Origin of the sequence: Paracoccus onubensis, from assembly GCF_003591515.1 — a bacterium.
In the GTDB taxonomy this organism is placed as follows: Bacteria; Pseudomonadota; Alphaproteobacteria; order Rhodobacterales; family Rhodobacteraceae; genus Paracoccus; species Paracoccus onubensis.
On sequence record NZ_QZCG01000005.1, the window covers coordinates 76627 to 92542 of the forward strand.

Annotated in this window: 14 protein-coding genes; 6 read left to right on the top strand and 8 right to left on the bottom strand. The window is 63.2% G+C overall.

All coding sequences use genetic code 11. The annotated features are described in order from the left end of the window. The first annotated feature begins 19 nt into the window (after nt 1–19). The 4 genes from D3P04_RS08410 to D3P04_RS08425 are packed head-to-tail and all read left to right on the top strand — an operon-like array spanning nt 20 to nt 3673. Nucleotides 20–1219: an acyl-CoA dehydrogenase gene (locus tag D3P04_RS08410; RefSeq protein WP_119747816.1), complete on the top strand. Its 1200-nt coding sequence runs from the start codon at nt 20–22 to the stop codon at nt 1217–1219. A gap of 2 nt (nt 1220–1221) precedes the next feature. Beyond that, a complete protein-coding gene (locus tag D3P04_RS08415; protein ID WP_119747818.1) occupies nt 1222–2370 on the top strand; it encodes a CaiB/BaiF CoA transferase family protein in 1149 nt (382 codons plus the stop codon). A 59-nt stretch (nt 2371–2429) separates the two neighbouring features. Next, nucleotides 2430–2993 (top strand): DUF4202 domain-containing protein, encoded by a 564-nt coding sequence (locus D3P04_RS08420; RefSeq protein WP_119748190.1) that lies wholly within the window; start codon nt 2430–2432, stop codon nt 2991–2993. Continuing rightward, entirely contained in the window at nt 2993–3673 is a 681-nt protein-coding gene (locus tag D3P04_RS08425) for a cobalamin biosynthesis protein CbiX (protein WP_119747820.1), read from the top strand. Before D3P04_RS08420 ends, D3P04_RS08425 begins: the two co-directional genes overlap by 1 nt. Before the next feature lie 2 nt (nt 3674–3675). On the opposite strand, the gene fmt is transcribed toward D3P04_RS08425, so the two are convergent. Both fmt and dapA read right to left on the bottom strand, forming a co-directional pair. Further along, a complete protein-coding gene (fmt, locus tag D3P04_RS08430; RefSeq protein ID WP_119747822.1) occupies nt 3676–4569 on the bottom strand; it encodes a methionyl-tRNA formyltransferase in 894 nt (297 codons plus the stop codon). Nucleotides 4570–4648: 79 nt separating this feature from the next. After that, the gene (gene dapA, locus D3P04_RS08435; protein ID WP_119747824.1) at nt 4649–5524 is read right to left on the bottom strand and encodes a 4-hydroxy-tetrahydrodipicolinate synthase; all 876 of its coding nucleotides are present in this window, start codon (nt 5522–5524) and stop codon (nt 4649–4651) included. 110 nt (nt 5525–5634) lie between these two features. On the opposite strand from dapA, the gene D3P04_RS23860 reads away from it, so the two are divergent. Further along, the gene (locus D3P04_RS23860; protein ID WP_119747826.1) at nt 5635–7701 is read left to right on the top strand and encodes a lytic transglycosylase domain-containing protein; all 2067 of its coding nucleotides are present in this window, start codon (nt 5635–5637) and stop codon (nt 7699–7701) included. Here D3P04_RS23860 and D3P04_RS08445 read toward each other — a convergent pair. From D3P04_RS08445 to D3P04_RS08470, 6 genes are all read right to left on the bottom strand, one after another. After that, nucleotides 7667–8641, bottom strand: coding sequence for a DMT family transporter (locus D3P04_RS08445; protein WP_269902623.1), 975 nt, complete (start codon nt 8639–8641; stop codon nt 7667–7669). The two genes, D3P04_RS23860 and D3P04_RS08445, sit on opposite strands and share 35 nt — an antisense overlap. 260 nt (nt 8642–8901) lie before the next feature. After that, nucleotides 8902–10752, bottom strand: a complete 1851-nt coding sequence (uvrC, locus tag D3P04_RS08450) for an excinuclease ABC subunit UvrC (RefSeq protein ID WP_119747828.1) — start codon at nt 10750–10752, stop codon at nt 8902–8904. A 283-nt stretch (nt 10753–11035) separates the two neighbouring features. Next, on the bottom strand, nt 11036–11827 hold the full coding sequence (locus D3P04_RS08455; protein ID WP_119747830.1) for an SDR family oxidoreductase: 792 nt from the start codon (nt 11825–11827) through the stop codon (nt 11036–11038). Further along, nucleotides 11824–12750: a calcium/sodium antiporter gene (locus tag D3P04_RS08460; RefSeq protein ID WP_119747832.1), complete on the bottom strand. Its 927-nt coding sequence runs from the start codon at nt 12748–12750 to the stop codon at nt 11824–11826. The genes D3P04_RS08455 and D3P04_RS08460 overlap by 4 nt, the downstream gene beginning before the upstream one ends. A 105-nt stretch (nt 12751–12855) precedes the next feature. After that, complete coding sequence (locus D3P04_RS08465; protein WP_119747834.1) at nt 12856–13665, bottom strand: S49 family peptidase; 810 nt, start codon at nt 13663–13665, stop codon at nt 12856–12858. Nucleotides 13666–13761: 96 nt separating this feature from the next. After that, on the bottom strand, nt 13762–14817 hold the full coding sequence (locus D3P04_RS08470; RefSeq protein WP_119747836.1) for an NAD(P)/FAD-dependent oxidoreductase: 1056 nt from the start codon (nt 14815–14817) through the stop codon (nt 13762–13764). 227 nt (nt 14818–15044) lie between these two features. Between D3P04_RS08470 and mnmD the strand changes: the two genes are divergently transcribed. Further along, the gene (mnmD, locus tag D3P04_RS08475) at nt 15045–15722 is read left to right on the top strand and encodes a tRNA (5-methylaminomethyl-2-thiouridine)(34)-methyltransferase MnmD (protein ID WP_119747838.1); all 678 of its coding nucleotides are present in this window, start codon (nt 15045–15047) and stop codon (nt 15720–15722) included. The last annotated feature ends 194 nt before the right edge of the window (nt 15723–15916 follow it).

A 15916-nucleotide genomic window follows, 5' to 3' on the forward strand; every position in this document is an offset into this window, starting at 1 on the left:
CCCAAAGGGAGTTAACCGCATGTCCACCAAATCGCATAAAGGCGTGCCCTTCTCGTGGTCGGATCCGTTTCTGCTTGAGGATCAACTGACCGAAGAAGAGCGGATGATCCGCGATTCCGCTGCCGCCTTCGCTGCAGAAAGCCTCACCCCGCGAGTGCAGGACGCTTATCTGAACGAACATACCGACCCGGAAATCTTCCGCGAGATGGGCGCCGCCGGCATGCTGGGCGTCACCGTGGCCGAGGAATATGGCGGCGTCGGCGCCTCTTATGTGGCCTATGGTCTGGTCGCCCGCGAGATCGAGCGGATCGATTCCGGTTATCGTTCCATGGCGTCGGTGCAGTCGTCGCTGGTGATGTTCCCCATCGAAGCCTATGGCAGCGAAGAACAGAAGCGGAAATACCTGCCGAAGCTGGCAAGCGGTGAGTTCATCGGCTGTTTCGGCCTGACCGAACCCGACGCGGGTTCCGATCCTGCCGGAATGCGCACGCGAGCGGTCAAGACCGATGGCGGTTATCGGCTGACGGGCGCGAAGATGTGGATCTCGAACGCGCCGATTGCCGATGTGTTCGTCGTCTGGGCGAAATCCGAAGCTCATGACGGCCATGTATGCGGATTCATCCTTGAAAAGGGTATGAAGGGACTTTCCGCACCGAAGATCGAGGGCAAACTCAGCTTGCGCGCCTCGATCACCGGTGAGATCGTCATGGATAATGTCGAAGTCGGCGAGGATGCTCTGCTGCCGAATGTTCAGGGCATGGGCGGGCCGTTCGGCTGTCTGAACCGCGCGCGCTACGGCATCAGCTGGGGTGCGATGGGTGCGGCCGAAGACTGCTGGTTCCGCGCCCGCCAATACGGGCTGGACCGGCATCAGTTCAATCGCCCGCTGGCCGCGACGCAGCTTTTCCAGAAGAAACTGGCCGATATGCAGACCGAAATCGCCCTTGGCCTGCAAGCCAGCCTGCGTGTCGGGCGGCTGTTCGACGAAGGCAAATTCGCGCCCGAGATGATCTCGATCGTCAAGCGCAACAATTGCGGCAAGGCGCTGGATATCGCCCGGATGGCGCGGGACATGCATGGCGGCAATGGCATCCAGATCGAATATCATGTGATGCGCCACGCCCAGAACCTTGAGACTGTGAACACCTATGAGGGCACGCATGACGTCCACGCCCTGATCCTTGGCCGTGCGCAAACCGGTTTGCAGGCATTCGGCTGACCATGCCTGACGCGCCGCTGAAAGGGGTGAAGGTCGTCGAACTCGCCCGGATCCTTGCCGGGCCGTGGATTGGCCAAACACTGGCCGATCTGGGGGCCGAGGTCATCAAGGTCGAATCGCCCGAGGGCGACGATACCCGCCGCTGGGGTCCGCCCTTCATCGACCGCCCCCGCGCCGATGGCACGACCGAACAGGTCGCAGTCTATTTCCACGCCGCCAACCGGGGCAAACGCTCGGTCACCTGCGATTTCCGCGACGAACGGGATCTTGCGCGTCTGAAGCGCCTGATCGACAGTGCCGATGTGGTGATCGAGAATTTCAAGCTGGGCGGGTTACGCCGCTACGGGTTGGATTATGACACGTTATCGGCCAGCAATCCGGGCCTCGTCTATGCCTCGATCACCGGCTTCGGGCAGGACGGCCCCCGCGCCGCGCAACCGGGCTATGATTTCCTCATACAGGGGATGAGCGGCATCATGGATCTGACCGGCGACCCCGGAGGCGAGCCGCAAAAGGTCGGTGTCGCATGGATCGACATTTTCACCGGGCTTTACGGTGTCATCGCCGTGCAGGCGGGTTTGGCCGAGCGGGCGCGGTCGGGGCGCGGACAGCATATCGACCTGTCGCTGCTGGATTGCGGCGTGGCGGTTCTGGCCAATCAGGCGACGAATTATCTGTTGGGCGGGACCGTGCCGCACCGTTTAGGCAATGCGCATCCGAATATCGTGCCGTATCAGCTTTTCGCCGCTTCGGACGGGCATGCGATCATCGCCTGCGGCAATGACCGGCAATTCACAGCGCTTTGCCGGGCGCTGGGCCTGCCCGATCTGCCCGATGATCCCGATTTCGCCACCAATCCCGCCCGCGTCGCCAATCGTGACAGGCTGGTCCCGCTGCTTGCGCAGGCGACCGGGCGGCATACCCGCAAGGAACTGATTTCCCTGCTGGAGGAAGCGGGCGTTCCCGCCGGGCCGGTCAATGACATCTCGGAAGCGCTGTCCGACCCGCAGATCAAGGCGCGGGGCTTGCAGATCGCGCCAGAGGGCATTCCCGGCCTGCGCAGCCCGATCCGCTTTTCACGCAGCGATATCGTTACGGAATACGCTTCTCCGGCATTGGGGGAAGGCGCATGGGAATTCGCCGGGAATTAGAGGGCTTGCAGCGGGTGGCCCGGACGGGCGAAACTGGCCGCAACCAACCGGGGCAAGCCATGACTACTCAGCTCGATCAAGTCTTCATCGCCATCGACGCCGCCAATGCCAAGGATCCCACGCTGGAAGACGGCCAGCCCGCCGCCCTTCTTTACGGCCAAAGGATGACGGCGGAACAGCAGCGCCTGTTTCCGGACGCCTCCGATCCGCTGCGCATCGCCTGCCGGGGCCAGCATATCGAACGCTGGCTTTTGCCGCGCCGCGATTTTCCGATGGACCGGGCGGGCTATCTGCAATGGCGTCAGGAACAGGGCCGCCGCCACGCCGAACGGCTTGCCGGGATCATGGCCGGGGCGGGTTATCCGCAGGATCACATTGACCGCACGCGCAGGATGCTGATGAAACAAGGGATCAAGCGCGATGAAGAGGTGCAGGCGCTCGAAGATGTCATCTGCTTCACCTTCATCCGCTGGTATCTGGGCGATTTCGCCGCCGAGCAGCCCGACGAAAAGATGCCCCGTATCATCGAGAAAACCACCCGCAAGATGTCTGCCGATGCACGCGCGAAAGCATTGAAGGAATTCGATATCCCCGAAGCCTTCGCGCCCTATTTCCGCGATTGATGCGCCGGGCCGTCATCGTCTCGCATGGCCAGCCCGGCGATCCGGAGCCGCAGCAACGCGCCATCGAGGATCTGGCGGCGCAGGTCTCGCGGCATGATCCCGGCTGCCCGGTTCTGGGCGCAACCCTTGCCATGCCCGGCGCGCTTGCCGCCACTTGCGATGATGACTGCCTCATCTACCCGATGTTCATGGCCGAGGGCTGGTTCACCGGTACCGAACTCCCCCGTCGTCTCACCGAAGCCGGCGCCCCTCATGCCCGGATCATGCGCCCTTTCGGCACCGATCCCGCCCTGCCCGGCCTGATCGTCACCAAGGCAGGACAGGCCGCCGCCGCGGAAGGCTGGCAATCGCAGGAAACCACGCTTCTGCTGACCGCGCATGGATCGGGGCGCTCGCAGGCCAGCTTTGATATCACCAACAGGCTCGCGGCTGGAATCGCGCCCCGTTTCGCCCGCGTCGTCACCGCTTTCGTCGAACAGAAGCCCTTCATCGCCGATGCCGCCCACGACCTTGGCCGCGCCGTCAGCCTGCCGCTTTTCGCACTGCAGGCCGATCACGTGCTGAACGATCTGCCCGACGCGTTGGACAAGGCCGGTTTCACCGGCCCGCGCCTGCCCCCGATCGGCCTTGCCCCAGAAGTTCCGGCACTTATCGCCAAGGCGATCCGCGAGGCAGGCTGACCCTATCCCAATCGCTCGGGCAGCGTCCAGCCGCGCAGCAATTCCCCGGCGCTCATCGGCTTCTTCCCCGCCCGCTGCGCCTGCAGGATCTCGACCGCGCCCGTACCGCAGGCCACAAGGAACCCTGGCAGCACCTGTCCGGGCCTGCCCTGTCCCTCGGCCAATCTGCTGCGCAGCAGCTTCACCCGCTCGCCACTGATATCGCACCACGCACCGGGGAAAGGCGACAGCCCCCTGATCTGGCGATCGACCTCGACCGCAGAGCGGCTCCAATCGATCCGCGCCTCGGATTTGTCAATCTTGGCGGCATAGGTGACGCCATCCTCCGGTTGCGGCCATGCGGGCATCGGCAATCCGGCCAGAACCTCGGCAATCAACCCGGCCCCCATTTGCGACAGCCGGTCATGCAGATCCGCCGTGGTCTCTTCCGCCCCGATCCCTGTCCGCGCCTCGGCCAGAACCGGCCCGGTATCCAGCCCTGCCTCCATCTGCATGATCGCCACCCCGGTCTCGGCATCGCCCGCAATCACCGCGCGATGGATCGGCGCGGCACCCCGCCAGCGGGGCAGCAGTGACGCGTGGATATTCAGGCAGCCAAATCGCGGCGCGTCCAGCACCGCCTGCGGCAGGATCAACCCATAGGCAACCACGACCGCCACATCGGCGCGCAGCGCCGTAAACTCCGCCTGCACCCCCTCATCGCGCAGCCCGGGCGGCACGCGCATCTCAAGTCCCAGTTCATTCGCTGCCGCATGAACCGGCGAGGGCCGAAACTTCTGCCCCCTGCCCGCCTGTCGTGGCGGTTGCGAATAAACCGCCACGACCTCATGCGCCGCCGCCACCGCATGCAGCGCAGGCACGGAAAAATCCGGAGTTCCCATGAAGATTACCCGCATCTGACCCCTTCTTCTTTGCATAAATATCTCGGGGGTAAGGAGCGTCAGCGACGAAGGGGGCAGCGCCCCCTGCCTGCCCTTACAGCAACCCGGCGTGCTCCAACGCGGCATCGATCCGGCGGCGCGTGGAGTCCTCAAGCGCCACCAGCGGCAGGCGCACCCGCTCATCGCACAGGCCAAGGCGTGACATCGCGTATTTCACACCGACCAGCCCCGGCTCGATGAAGATCGCGATATGCAGCGGCATCAGCCGGTCCTGATATTCCAGAGCGGTTTTGTAATCGCCGCGCAGCGTCGCCGCCTGAAATTCGGCGCAAAGCTTCGGCGCGACATTCGCGGTCACGCTGATACAGCCCACCCCGCCATGCGCGTTGAAGCCAAGCGCCGTCGCATCCTCGCCCGACAGTTGCACGAAATCCGCCCCGCAGGTGATCCGCTGCTGGCTGACCCGTTCCAGCTTGCCGGTCGCGTCCTTGACACCGACGATATTGGGCAATTTCGCCAATTCTCCCATCGTCTCAGGCAGCATGTCGATGACCGAACGCGGCGGGATGTTGTAAATGATGATGGGCAGATCGACCGCTTCGGTCAGGGCGGTGAAATGCGCGATCAGTCCGGCCTGATTTGGCTTGTTGTAATAGGGCGTCACGACAAGCGCGGCATCCGCCCCCACTTCAGCGGCATGGCGGACAAGCCCGATCCCCTCGCGCGTCGAGTTCGACCCCGCCCCGGCGATCACCGGAATCCGGCCCGCCGCGGTCTTCACGACCTCTTCCACGACGATGCGGTGTTCGTCATGCGTCAGCGTCGGGCTTTCGCCCGTAGTCCCGACGGGCACAAGCCCGTTGCTGCCCTGTTCGATATGCCATTCGACCAGCTTCTTCAGCGTGTCCAGATCCAGTTCGCCGTCCGCTGTGAACGGCGTGACGAGGGCGGGCATCGACCCTTTGAACATGACACGCTCCTGTTAAGATTCCATGAAGTCGCGCGAACCTAATCCCATCGGAACGTCTTGCCAAGGATGTGAATTGCGCTTTCCTCGCAAGACTGTGACACAGGGAAGTGATGCGACATATGCGCGACATGCTGGCGGCAGCCGTTCTGATCGTCCTGCCCGTCTCGGCTTCGGAAGCCGAGGATGCCGGGGCGATGGCGCTTGCCCTTTCGGCGGCCGAGGTTCGCGACTGGGTCACGGCACGCGATGCCGCCGCGATCTCGGGTCCGACGGCGGAGGCTCTGGTGGGCTGGCAGGTCTTGCAGGCGGGGCATGGCGAATTTGCGGATTACCTTGCCTTCGTCGGAAAGAACCCCGATTGGCCGGGACTTGACCGAATTCGCCTGAATGGCGACAAGAAGCTGACCCCTGACCTGCCCGCCGGTGATATCCTGCAATGGTTCGGGGATCGCCGGCCCGATACGCTGGTTGCCGAAACTGCCTATCTGACCGCGCTTGACGGTGATGAGGCCAAGGCCGAACGGGCGCGTTTCTGGACTGAAACACCGCTTGATCAGGCTTCGGTGACCGCGTTCATGACTGCTTACGGCGATGAATTGAAGCCGCTTCACCTCACCCGCGTCACGCGCATGCTGGACAAGCAGGAATGGCAGCAGGCCGAGCAGCTTCTGCCCGAATTGCCCGAGGCGCAGCGTGCATTACCGGCCGCCCGGATTGCCTTGCAGGCACGGCGCGCGGGCGTCGACGATCTGATTCTCGCTCTGCCGGAAAATCGGCGGAACGATCCGGGCCTGACCATGGATCGCTTCCTGTGGCGTGTCGGGGCCAAGCAGCATGCGGGCGCGCAGGAACTGATGCTCGGGGCATCGACCAGCGCCGAAGCCCTTCGCGACCCGGCGCTTTGGGCGCAGATGCGGGTCGATTATTCGCGGCTGGCGATGCGCAACGGCGACTGGCGGCTTGCCGAACGGCTGGCGTCGCCGCATTTCCTGCCGCCCGAGAATGAGCATTATTCCGATCTGGAATGGCTGGCCGGTTTCGCCGCATTGAAATCCGGGGCTCCGGACCGTGCATTGGGACATTTCCAGCATCTCGAAACCGTGGTCGGCAGCGCGATCAGCAAGGCGCGGGCCTTCTACTGGCAGGGCCGGGCGCATGAAGCGCTGGGCGATGACGCAGCCGCCCGCGCCGCCTATGCCAGCGGAGCGGAATTCCCCGGCGTCTATTACGGCCAGCTTTCGGCGGAAAAGACCGGCGCGCAGATGCCCGCCGAATATGCCATTCCGGGCAAGGGGATCGAGACCCTGCCCGACTGGCGTGGCAGCGCATTGCGCGAGAACGGGATTTTTCGCGCCGGTCTCTGGCTGCTGGCGACCGGGCGGCCCGATCAGGCTCAGCGGTTCTTCCTGCATCTGTCGGAAACCGCCCAGCCCGAGGATATCGCCCGCATGTCGCGGTTGATGATCGAAGCGAGGACACCGTGGCACGGATTGCGGCTTGCGAAACGCGCGGCGAATCTGGGCGTGATCTATCCCGCCGCGCATTTCCCGCTGACCGGATTGGAATCCGCCGATCTGAAACTGCCGCCCGAGCTTGTCCTGTCCATCGCCCGGCAGGAATCCGAGTTCAACCATACCGCCAGCAGCCATGTCGGTGCTCAGGGCCTGATGCAGCTCATGCCCGGAACCGCCGAGGAAATGGCCCGCAAGCTTGGCGAACCTTATCGCCGTGACCGACTGTCCGCCGATCCCGCCTATAATGCCCGGCTGGGCGCAGCCTATCTTGGCGGATTGCGCGACAGGTTCGGGGCATCGACCGCACTCACAGCGTCGGGCTATAACGCCGGGCCGGGCCGACCGGTTCAGTGGCTGGCGGCTTTCGGGGATCTGCGAAAGGATTTCGATCCCGTCGAGTGGGTGGAGCTGATTCCCTTCGACGAAACCCGCAACTATGTCATGCGCGTGACCGAGGCGATGCCGATCTATCGCGCCCGGATCATGGGCAAGCCCGCGCCACTGGTGCCGACATGGGATCTGACCGGCGGCGGGCTGATACCTGCGCCCCCGTTACGGCTGACACTGGCATTGTCGCCGCATCCGCCGGAAAAACCGTTCATCGGACCGCGCCTGCCAGAAGGCTGGGTCAAGCCGACCGAACGCGCTGACGCCACAGAGTGAACAGCCCCGCCGCCACCACGATCACCGCGCCCACCACGACATTGGGCCGGAGCACATCGCCGAAGGCCAGGATCCCGATGATGCTGGCCCAGGCAAGCTGCGTATAGGCAAAGGGTTGCAGCGCCGAGGCTTCGGCAAGCTCGTAGGCGCGGATCATCAGGTAATGCGACGTCATCCCGAACAGGCATAGTGCCGCCATCCAGATCCAGTCGCCCGGGGCGAGCCACTGCCATTCCCAGATCCCGAATAACGTGACCGAGAATGCCCCGGCCACGCCCGACCAGAAAAAACTGACCATCGACGGATCATCGCGAGAGACCTTCCGCGTCAACAATCCGTAAAGCGCAAACATCAATGCCGCGCCAAAGGGAAGCAGTGATTCCAGCGAAATCACCCCGCCACCGGGTTGCAGAATGACAAGGATGCCCAGAAATCCGGCCCCGATCGCCGCCCATCTGCGCCAGCCGACCTTTTCGCCCAGGATCGGGCCCGACAGCGCCGCGATCAATAGCGGACAGGCCGCGAAAACGGCATGGGTTTCGATCAGTCCCAGCCGTACGAATGCCTCGACCATCAGCACGGTTTCCATGCCCAGCAACGCCCCGCGGATCATCTGCGTCACCGGGCGCTTGGTGCGAATGGCGCGTTTCAGCCCTCCGGGCTGACGCGAGACCATGGCGATGACGAAAACCGCAAAGACCCAGTAGCGGATCATCACCACCAGAAATGCCGGATATTGCTGCCCCAGCACACGCGAAAACCCGTCCTGCACGGCAAAGATCAGACAGGTCAGGCACATCAGCAGGATGGCAAGCCCGGTGCGATCAACGGCCGGGGCCGTTTTCGGCGGCATCGGAGGCGGCGCGGATGCTGTCGCGGCAGAGGCCGCATAGGGCGGCTGCTGTTCAGCATTTGCGGGGGAATCGTCACGATTGGTCATGATCCCGGCCATGCCCTCGCACAGGCGCGACGTCAAGTCATGGCTGCAATGCAAAATCCCAAAGTCGCGGCGCGTGGCAACTTGCCAGCGGCAGGTCTTTCGAACCGGAGGCTCTGCCCCCGCCACGCTCTGCGCGGCTCCCCCGGGATATTTGGGTGAAGAAGAAGAACGCCGTTGCGGAATCGAGGCTCAACGGACGGGGATATAAGGGATCCCCGCACCGCGATGAATGAGCTGCCTGCCCGGTCATCCTCCTGTGATCATGCCTTGGCGTGGAAATGATCGTAGATTTTCTGCGCCATTGCCGCAGAGATTCCCTCGACCGCCTGCAAATCCGGCAGCCCCGCACGGCCGACCGCCTTCGCGCTGCCGAAATGCGCCAGAAGCGCGCGTTTGCGGGCCGCTCCGATCCCCGCGACCTCGTCCAGCGGGTTCGCCATCGCCGTCTTGGAGCGTCGCGCCCGATGGGTGCCGATGGCCCAGCGATGCGCCTCATCCCGCAGCCGTTGGATGAAATACAGAACCGGGTCATTCATGCGCAGGGCGAAGGGGCGTTTTCCGGGGCGGTGGAATTCTTCCTTGCCGTGATCGCGATCCACGCCCTTGGCGACGCCGATGATCGGGATATCGGTGACGCCCAGTTCCGTCAGGATCGTCTCGACCGCGGATACCTGCCCCGCGCCGCCATCGATCAGCAGCAGATCGGGCCATGTCTCGCCCTCGCGGTTCGGATCCTCTTTCAGCAGACGCTGGAAACGGCGGGTCAACACCTCTTTCATCATGCCGAAATCGTCGCCCGGTGTGATCTCGGTGCCCTTGATGTTGAATTTGCGGTACTGGCTTTTGACATAGCCTTCGGGGCCGGCCACGATCATCCCGCCCACGGGACTGCTACCCTGAATATGGCTGTTGTCGTAAACCTCGATCCGGCGCGGCGCAGCCGGCAGCCCGAACGCCTCCGCCAGCCCTTCCAGCAGCCGGGCCTGAGCAGCGCTTTCCGACATCCGCCGCGCCAGACTTTCACGGGCATTGCGCAGGGCATTGGTGACAAGCTCGAATTTCTCGCCCCGCTGCGGAGCCAGCAATTCCACCTTGCGCCCCGCCCTTTCGCCCAGAACATCCGCCGTCAATTCGGGATCTTCGGGCGGATGCGACAGCAGGATCATCCGGGGCGGTGGCTTGTCGTCATAGAATTGCATCAGAAAAGCCTGCATCACCTCATCATGCGATTCCGCGCCGCCCAGACGCGGATAGAAATCCCGGTTGCCCCAGCTTTGGTTGCCGCGGATGAAAAAGACCTGAACGCAGGCCTGCCCGCCCTCGATATGCAGCGCGACGATATCCGCCTCGGCCACGCCGCGCGGATTGATCGCCTGCACCGACTGCACCGCCGTGAGGGCCTTGATCCGATCGCGCAGGGCTGCCGCGCGTTCATATTCCATATCCGCCGAGGCTGTCGCCATCTCTTCGGCCAAACGCGCCTGAATATCTGTGGATTTGCCCTGAAGAAACCGTTCGGCATCGCGGACCAGTCCGGCGTAGTCCTGACGACTGATCCGGTCCACGCAGGGCGCGCTGCAGCGCTTGATCTGATACAGGAGACAGGGCCGCGTCCGCGATTCAAACACCGCGTCCGTGCAGTTGCGCAGCAGAAATACCCGCTGCAACTGATTCAGCGTCCGGTTGACCGCGCCCGCGCTGGCGAAAGGTCCGTAATAATCGCCCTTTTCCGACTTCGCCCCGCGATGCTTCTTGATCTGCGGAAATTCATGCGCCTTGGCGACAAGGATATTCGGAAAGGATTTGTCGTCGCGCAGCAGCACATTATAGCGCGGCTTGAGCTGCTTGATCAGGTTCTGCTCCAGCAACAGCGCCTCGGTCTCGGTGCGCGTGGTCAGGAACATCATCGAGCAGGTCTCGCGGATCATCCGCGCAATCCGGGCGGAATGCCCGGTGGGACGCGCATAATTCGACACCCGCGCCCTCAGGTCGCGCGCCTTGCCGACATAAAGTACAGCCCCCTGCGCATCCAGCATCCTGTAGACGCCCGGGCTGCGGTCGAGGGAGCGGAGGTAATCATGTATCAGTGCGTGTCCGGTCTTTGCAGTCATGGTACCAGAGTGGTGATTCCCGCCCGGGGCTGCAAGCGCCGTTCAACGATTGCAAGTTAAAAGCTTTCCACGGAATCTGTGGATAACTTTGTGGACGGGCTGTGAGGGAGTATACATTTATGCTGTAATTGTTACGGTTTTGTTACCTTGCCTAATTATTAAGCAAATATTAATGTGATTGATAACAAAGGATTTTTTACCTTACAGCAATAAGGGGCTGAAAAACCGGTAATAATCCGTTACAGTCTTGTTCGTTCTTTCCGACGGTGGACAAAATGTCATATCAGCTGCGGTTTGATCCCGTCAGACCCTGAACATCCGGCGTTTGCCAGCACAGATGTTGCCCGCCATCGACACAGATCAGCTGACCCGTGACCGCCTTGGCATCAAGGAAATATCCAAGCGTATCAATTATATCCTTCGGATCTGCCCCCCGCTGCAGAATCGTCGCCGCGCGCTGCGCCGCATAATGCTCCGGGCTTTGGCGGGCACCGATCAGGGTCGGCCCGGGACCGATCGCATTCACCCGGATCGCGGGTGCCAGCGCCTGCGCCGCGGTGCGTGTCAGCGACCATAATCCGGCCTTGGCCAGCGAATAAGTCATGAATTCCGGGGTCGGCTTCAGAACCCGCTGATCGACCATATTCACCACCAGCCCGGTCGCGACCGGCTCACCCGCATCATCCGTGTCCACAGCCGCTGCTTGCGCGGCAAAAGCCTGAATCAACTGGAGCGGCGCCCTGAGGTTCGAGCCGATGTTACGATTCCAGCTCTCCATCGTCGCGCTGTGGATATTATCGTAATCGAAGATCGAGGCATTGTTCACCAGAACCGACAGGCGGCCCAGCTCTTCGGTCACATGCGGGATCAATCCGGCCGTCGCCGCCTCGTCCAGCAGATCGGCCTGGACCGTGATGGCCGACACGCCCAGCGTTCTTGCCCGCGCCGCAACCTCTTCGGCCTCGCTGGCCGAGCGGTCGTAATGCACCGCAACGTCATAGCCGCGCCCGGCCAGATACAATGTCATGGCGCGGCCAAGCCGCTTCGCCGCGCCCGTCACCAATGCAGCGCTCATAACAGCACCCAGACATAGACCGCATAGCCTGCCAGCCCTACCAGCCCGGCCATGCGCGTTATCGATATGCCGCGCAGCAGAAAAGGCCCAAGCAGAAGCGCGGCGCCCAGCATGACCCATAAATCAAGCTGCAACATCTGTTGGGGCACAGGCAAGGGCGCAAGAACAGAAGTGATACCCAGTATCGCCAGAATATTGAAGATATTCGAGCCGACGACATTGCCAAGCGCAAGATCCGCCCGACCGCGCAACGCAGACGCCACCGAGGCCGCCATCTCGGGCAGAGAGGTTCCGACCGCGACCAGCGTCAACCCGATGACCGCCTCGCTTATGCCCATCAACCGGGCGATATCGGCTGCCCCGGTCACCAGCAATTGCGCACCCACGGGCAAGGCGATCAGCCCTCCGGCCAGCCAGAACGCGATCTTTCGCGATGTCGCGCCAGGTTCGGTGCCTTCTATCTTTTTCGGCCGCTCGGCACGTGCCACCGAAATCTGCCGCCACAGAACCAGTCCGAACACGATCAACAGGATGAAGCCTTCCATCCGGCCGATCGCGCCCGTGAAGCTCAGCAGGATCAGCAGCAGCGAAACCCCTGTCATCATCATCCAGCTATGGCGCAGGTCGTGTTCTTTGGTGACGATTTCCGAGACGACCGCCGACGCCCCGAGTATCACCAGCACATTCGCGATATTCGAGCCGACGATATTGCCCAGCGCGATATCGGTCGACCCCGACAGCGCCGCGGAGAGCGACACCAGCAATTCGGGGGCAGAAGTCCCAAAGGCGACCACGGTCAATCCGACGATCACCGGCGCGACTCCCAGCCGCAGCGACAGATTCACCGCGCCCTTCACCAGAAGATCGCCGCCGGCTACCAGAAGAACCAACCCGGCGATCACCAGCAGAATATCAACGATCACGCCGGTCGATCCCCAGCATCTTCAACAGGAACCTGCGGAATCCCGGTCCACTGACAAGGGCCAGAACAACTATGATCAGCAGGAACAGAGCAACCGCGCGAATGCTCATCCCCGTGCCCCGAAACTGGCGAATGCCGCCCGTTCCTCGGCGGCATCAAGGAATGCATCCGCAGACAGGCCAAGACGGCGGAACAGGGGACGGCGCGGACTGAGGACCGAGAATTTCACCTTGTCGCCGTAAAGCTCTTTGATCTTTGGCGCCAGATGGCCGATCCCATCGGCAAGCCCCAGTTCGACCGCCTCGCGCCCGGCCCAGAATTCGCCGGTGAACAGGTCGCGATCCCCCGGCAGCCGCTTGCCGCGCCGGGCGGTGACATGCGCCTTGAAGGCCGCATGGATAGGTTCAAGCACATTGCGCAGCCGCTCGACATCCTCGGGGTTTTCGGGGCGGAACGGGTCCAGGGTGGATTTCGACCGCCCGGCGGTATGCACCCGCCGTTCGATCCCCCAGCGGCCGATCAGTTCGTGAAAGCCGAAGCCCGCCGAAATGACCCCGATCGAGCCGAGAATGGATGCCTCGTCAGCCCAGATATCGTCCGCCGCACAGGCCAGCCAATAGCCGCCGGACGCCGCGACATCCTCGACAAAGGCGTGAACCGGCACCCCTTTTTCATCCGCCAGCCTCCGGATACGCGCCGCGATCAGCGACGATTGCACGGGCGAGCCGCCGGGAGAGTTGATCGCCAGGGCGACCGCAACGGGCTTGCCCCGCGAAAAGGCGCGCTCGATCAGCGGAGCCAATGTCGCGTCGTTCAATCCACCGGCACGTCCGGACATGCCGATCGCGCCCTGCATCCGGATGACGGGCACGCGCGGGTTTCGGGTCAGAAATCGACTGATAAACGGAATATGCATGTCGCCTCACATATGTGTACGGGATGCGGGCGGCAAGCCACCGGGGCGATTTTATGACCGCTCGCCGCTCTGCGGGTTCCGTCAGGCACGGTTGGTTCAGATCAAACGGAACCCGTCGGGGATCCGGTCGTGATTTTCCAGTATCAGATCGGCCATGACAAAGGCGATTTTGGGCGCCATGCCAAAGCCGATCTTGAACCCGCCATTCGCAACGAAATGCCCTGCCCGCCCCGGCCAAGGCCCCAGCAAGGGCGCGCGGCTTCTGGCCCGTGGGCGCAGCCCCGCCCAGCGATCCAGCACCGGCGCGGATGCGAGCTCTGGGCAGATATCGCGGGCCTGGGCGATGATCTCATCAAGACGCGCGTCGGTTTCGCAATGGGCATACTCATTCTCCGAGGTCGAGCCAACCGCCACCGTGCCATCGTCATGCGGCACGATATGCACGCCATGCGCGAATATCTGCGGCATGCCCGCCGCGTCATATCGCAACAGCGCCGACTGGCCCTTGATGCCCTTGCCGACCGGGCGATCCAGATCGCGTGACAGCATCTCCAGCCCGGGGGTTCCCGTGGCCCACAGGACGGTGCCGGACAGGTCAGGCGGACGGGTGGGCGAATGTTCGAGGATCTCACCGCCTTCGGCCCGAATGGCCGCTGCAAGTGCGGCAAGGGCGGCGCGCGGATTGATCCGGGCGGTCAACCCATCCCGCAACCAGATTCCGGAAGGACTCGCCGGAAACAGCGCCACGCCGGGCCGGGCCGTCAGACGCATCCCCATCCCCTCAGGCCAGCGCTGCTTTGACGCCGCGATACGGTCGCGCAGCCTTTCGGCGGTCTGCTCATCCTCGACCGGTTGCAGCCTGCCGCTGCGTGCATAACCGGTCGGCAGGCCCGATGCCTTACCGATGCCGGCCCAGAAATCCCCGGCCATCAGCAGGCTGTCCAGTTGGAATGCCTTCTTGTCGTTCCAGTTCTCCGGCGCGTGCGGCGCCAATGCGCCCACATGCCCGCCCGAGGATCCCGCGCCGATAGCTGCGGCCTCGATCAGCCGGACCTTCGCACCGCGACGAAGACATTCCCAGGCACAGCACAGGCCAAGGATCCCGCCGCCAATGACGGTTACGGCTTCGGATGATGTGAAGGAATCGGACAAGAGAGGAATGGCCTTTCAGTAAACTGCATACGCCCCCGGATATTCGTCCGGCGCTTTGCAAGCAAGCTGTTGGCCGTTCGGGAATATCCTTGCGGACTCGTCCCGGGGGCTTTTATGACGCGAAGCCGAGACAATCCGCATCCGGCGGTCACGATTGCCCCCTGATGTCAAGGTGAGCCGAATTAAGATGAACGGTCCGTTTGAACCTGCGGCCGGAGGGAACGCATATGGTTGCGAATGATAGTGACGGGAACGGCAAAGCCGAGGGCCCCGCGTTGGAATGGCGCGAAGGCGGCGTGCCGGTCGCCACCGCTTTCGACGATCCATATTTCAGCATCGCCGACGGATTGGCGGAAACCCGGCATGTCTTTCTGGCGGGGAGTGATCTTCCCGCCCGGCTGCGCCCCGGTTTTCATGTGGCAGAGCTTGGCTTCGGCACCGGGCTGAACTGTCTCGCATTGGCAGCAATGACCCAGGTTCCGGTCGTCATGACCAGTTTCGAGGCTTTCCCCCTCAGCCTGTCCCAGCTTGAACAGGCCCACGCCGCTTTTCCCGAACTGGCCGGGCTCGCGGCTGAACTTCGCGCGGGATGGGGCGCCGATACGATCTTTGTGGGGCAGGTGGAATTGCGGCTGATGCTTGGCGATGTCCGCGATACCCTGCCCCTTTGGCAGGGGCGCGCGGATGCATGGTTTCTGGACGGTTTCTCGCCGGCCAGAAATCCCGAGATGTGGTCCGAAGCCGTGCTGACGGAGGTCGGAGGGCACACGGCAAAAGGCGGCAGTTTCGCCACCTATACCGCCGCCGGACATGTGCGGCGCGCGCTTGAGGCCGCCGGCTTCACCGTAGAGCGCCGCCCCGGTTTCGGTCGCAAACGGCATATGAGCCGTGGCGTCATGACCTGAGTTTCAGGCGGAAAGGCCAATCGCCGCAGGATCGGTGACGGCCACGCGCCAAAGCGTTTCGGGTTTTGATTGAGACACCGATAGTCCAGCTATATCCCCACGCGGAACCAAGGGCCGCAGGCCCGCCGCGCAGCGCCCGGCCGCCGCACCGGACGGGCGCTTTGGTGCCGTTATCCTGCGGGTTCAGCTTCGTG

Excerpts from the sequence above, each read along its gene's own strand:
- fmt (WP_119747822.1), bottom strand. The coding sequence starts at position 4,569 with ATGCGGGTAATCTTCATGGGAACTCCGGATTTTTCCGTGCCTGCGCTG.
- D3P04_RS08425 (WP_119747820.1), top strand. The coding sequence starts at position 2,993 with ATGCGCCGGGCCGTCATCGTCTCGCATGGCCAGCCCGGCGATCCGGAG.
- mnmD (WP_119747838.1), top strand. The coding sequence starts at position 15,045 with ATGGTTGCGAATGATAGTGACGGGAACGGCAAAGCCGAGGGCCCCGCG.
- D3P04_RS08420 (WP_119748190.1), top strand. The coding sequence starts at position 2,430 with ATGACTACTCAGCTCGATCAAGTCTTCATCGCCATCGACGCCGCCAAT.
- D3P04_RS08445 (WP_269902623.1), bottom strand. The coding sequence starts at position 8,641 with ATGACCAATCGTGACGATTCCCCCGCAAATGCTGAACAGCAGCCGCCC.
- dapA (WP_119747824.1), bottom strand. The coding sequence starts at position 5,524 with ATGTTCAAAGGGTCGATGCCCGCCCTCGTCACGCCGTTCACAGCGGAC.
- D3P04_RS08455 (WP_119747830.1), bottom strand. The coding sequence starts at position 11,827 with ATGAGCGCTGCATTGGTGACGGGCGCGGCGAAGCGGCTTGGCCGCGCC.
- D3P04_RS23860 (WP_119747826.1), top strand. The coding sequence starts at position 5,635 with ATGCGACATATGCGCGACATGCTGGCGGCAGCCGTTCTGATCGTCCTG.
- D3P04_RS08415 (WP_119747818.1), top strand. The coding sequence starts at position 1,222 with ATGCCTGACGCGCCGCTGAAAGGGGTGAAGGTCGTCGAACTCGCCCGG.
- D3P04_RS08465 (WP_119747834.1), bottom strand. The coding sequence starts at position 13,665 with ATGCATATTCCGTTTATCAGTCGATTTCTGACCCGAAACCCGCGCGTG.
- uvrC (WP_119747828.1), bottom strand. The coding sequence starts at position 10,752 with ATGACTGCAAAGACCGGACACGCACTGATACATGATTACCTCCGCTCC.
- D3P04_RS08410 (WP_119747816.1), top strand. The coding sequence starts at position 20 with ATGTCCACCAAATCGCATAAAGGCGTGCCCTTCTCGTGGTCGGATCCG.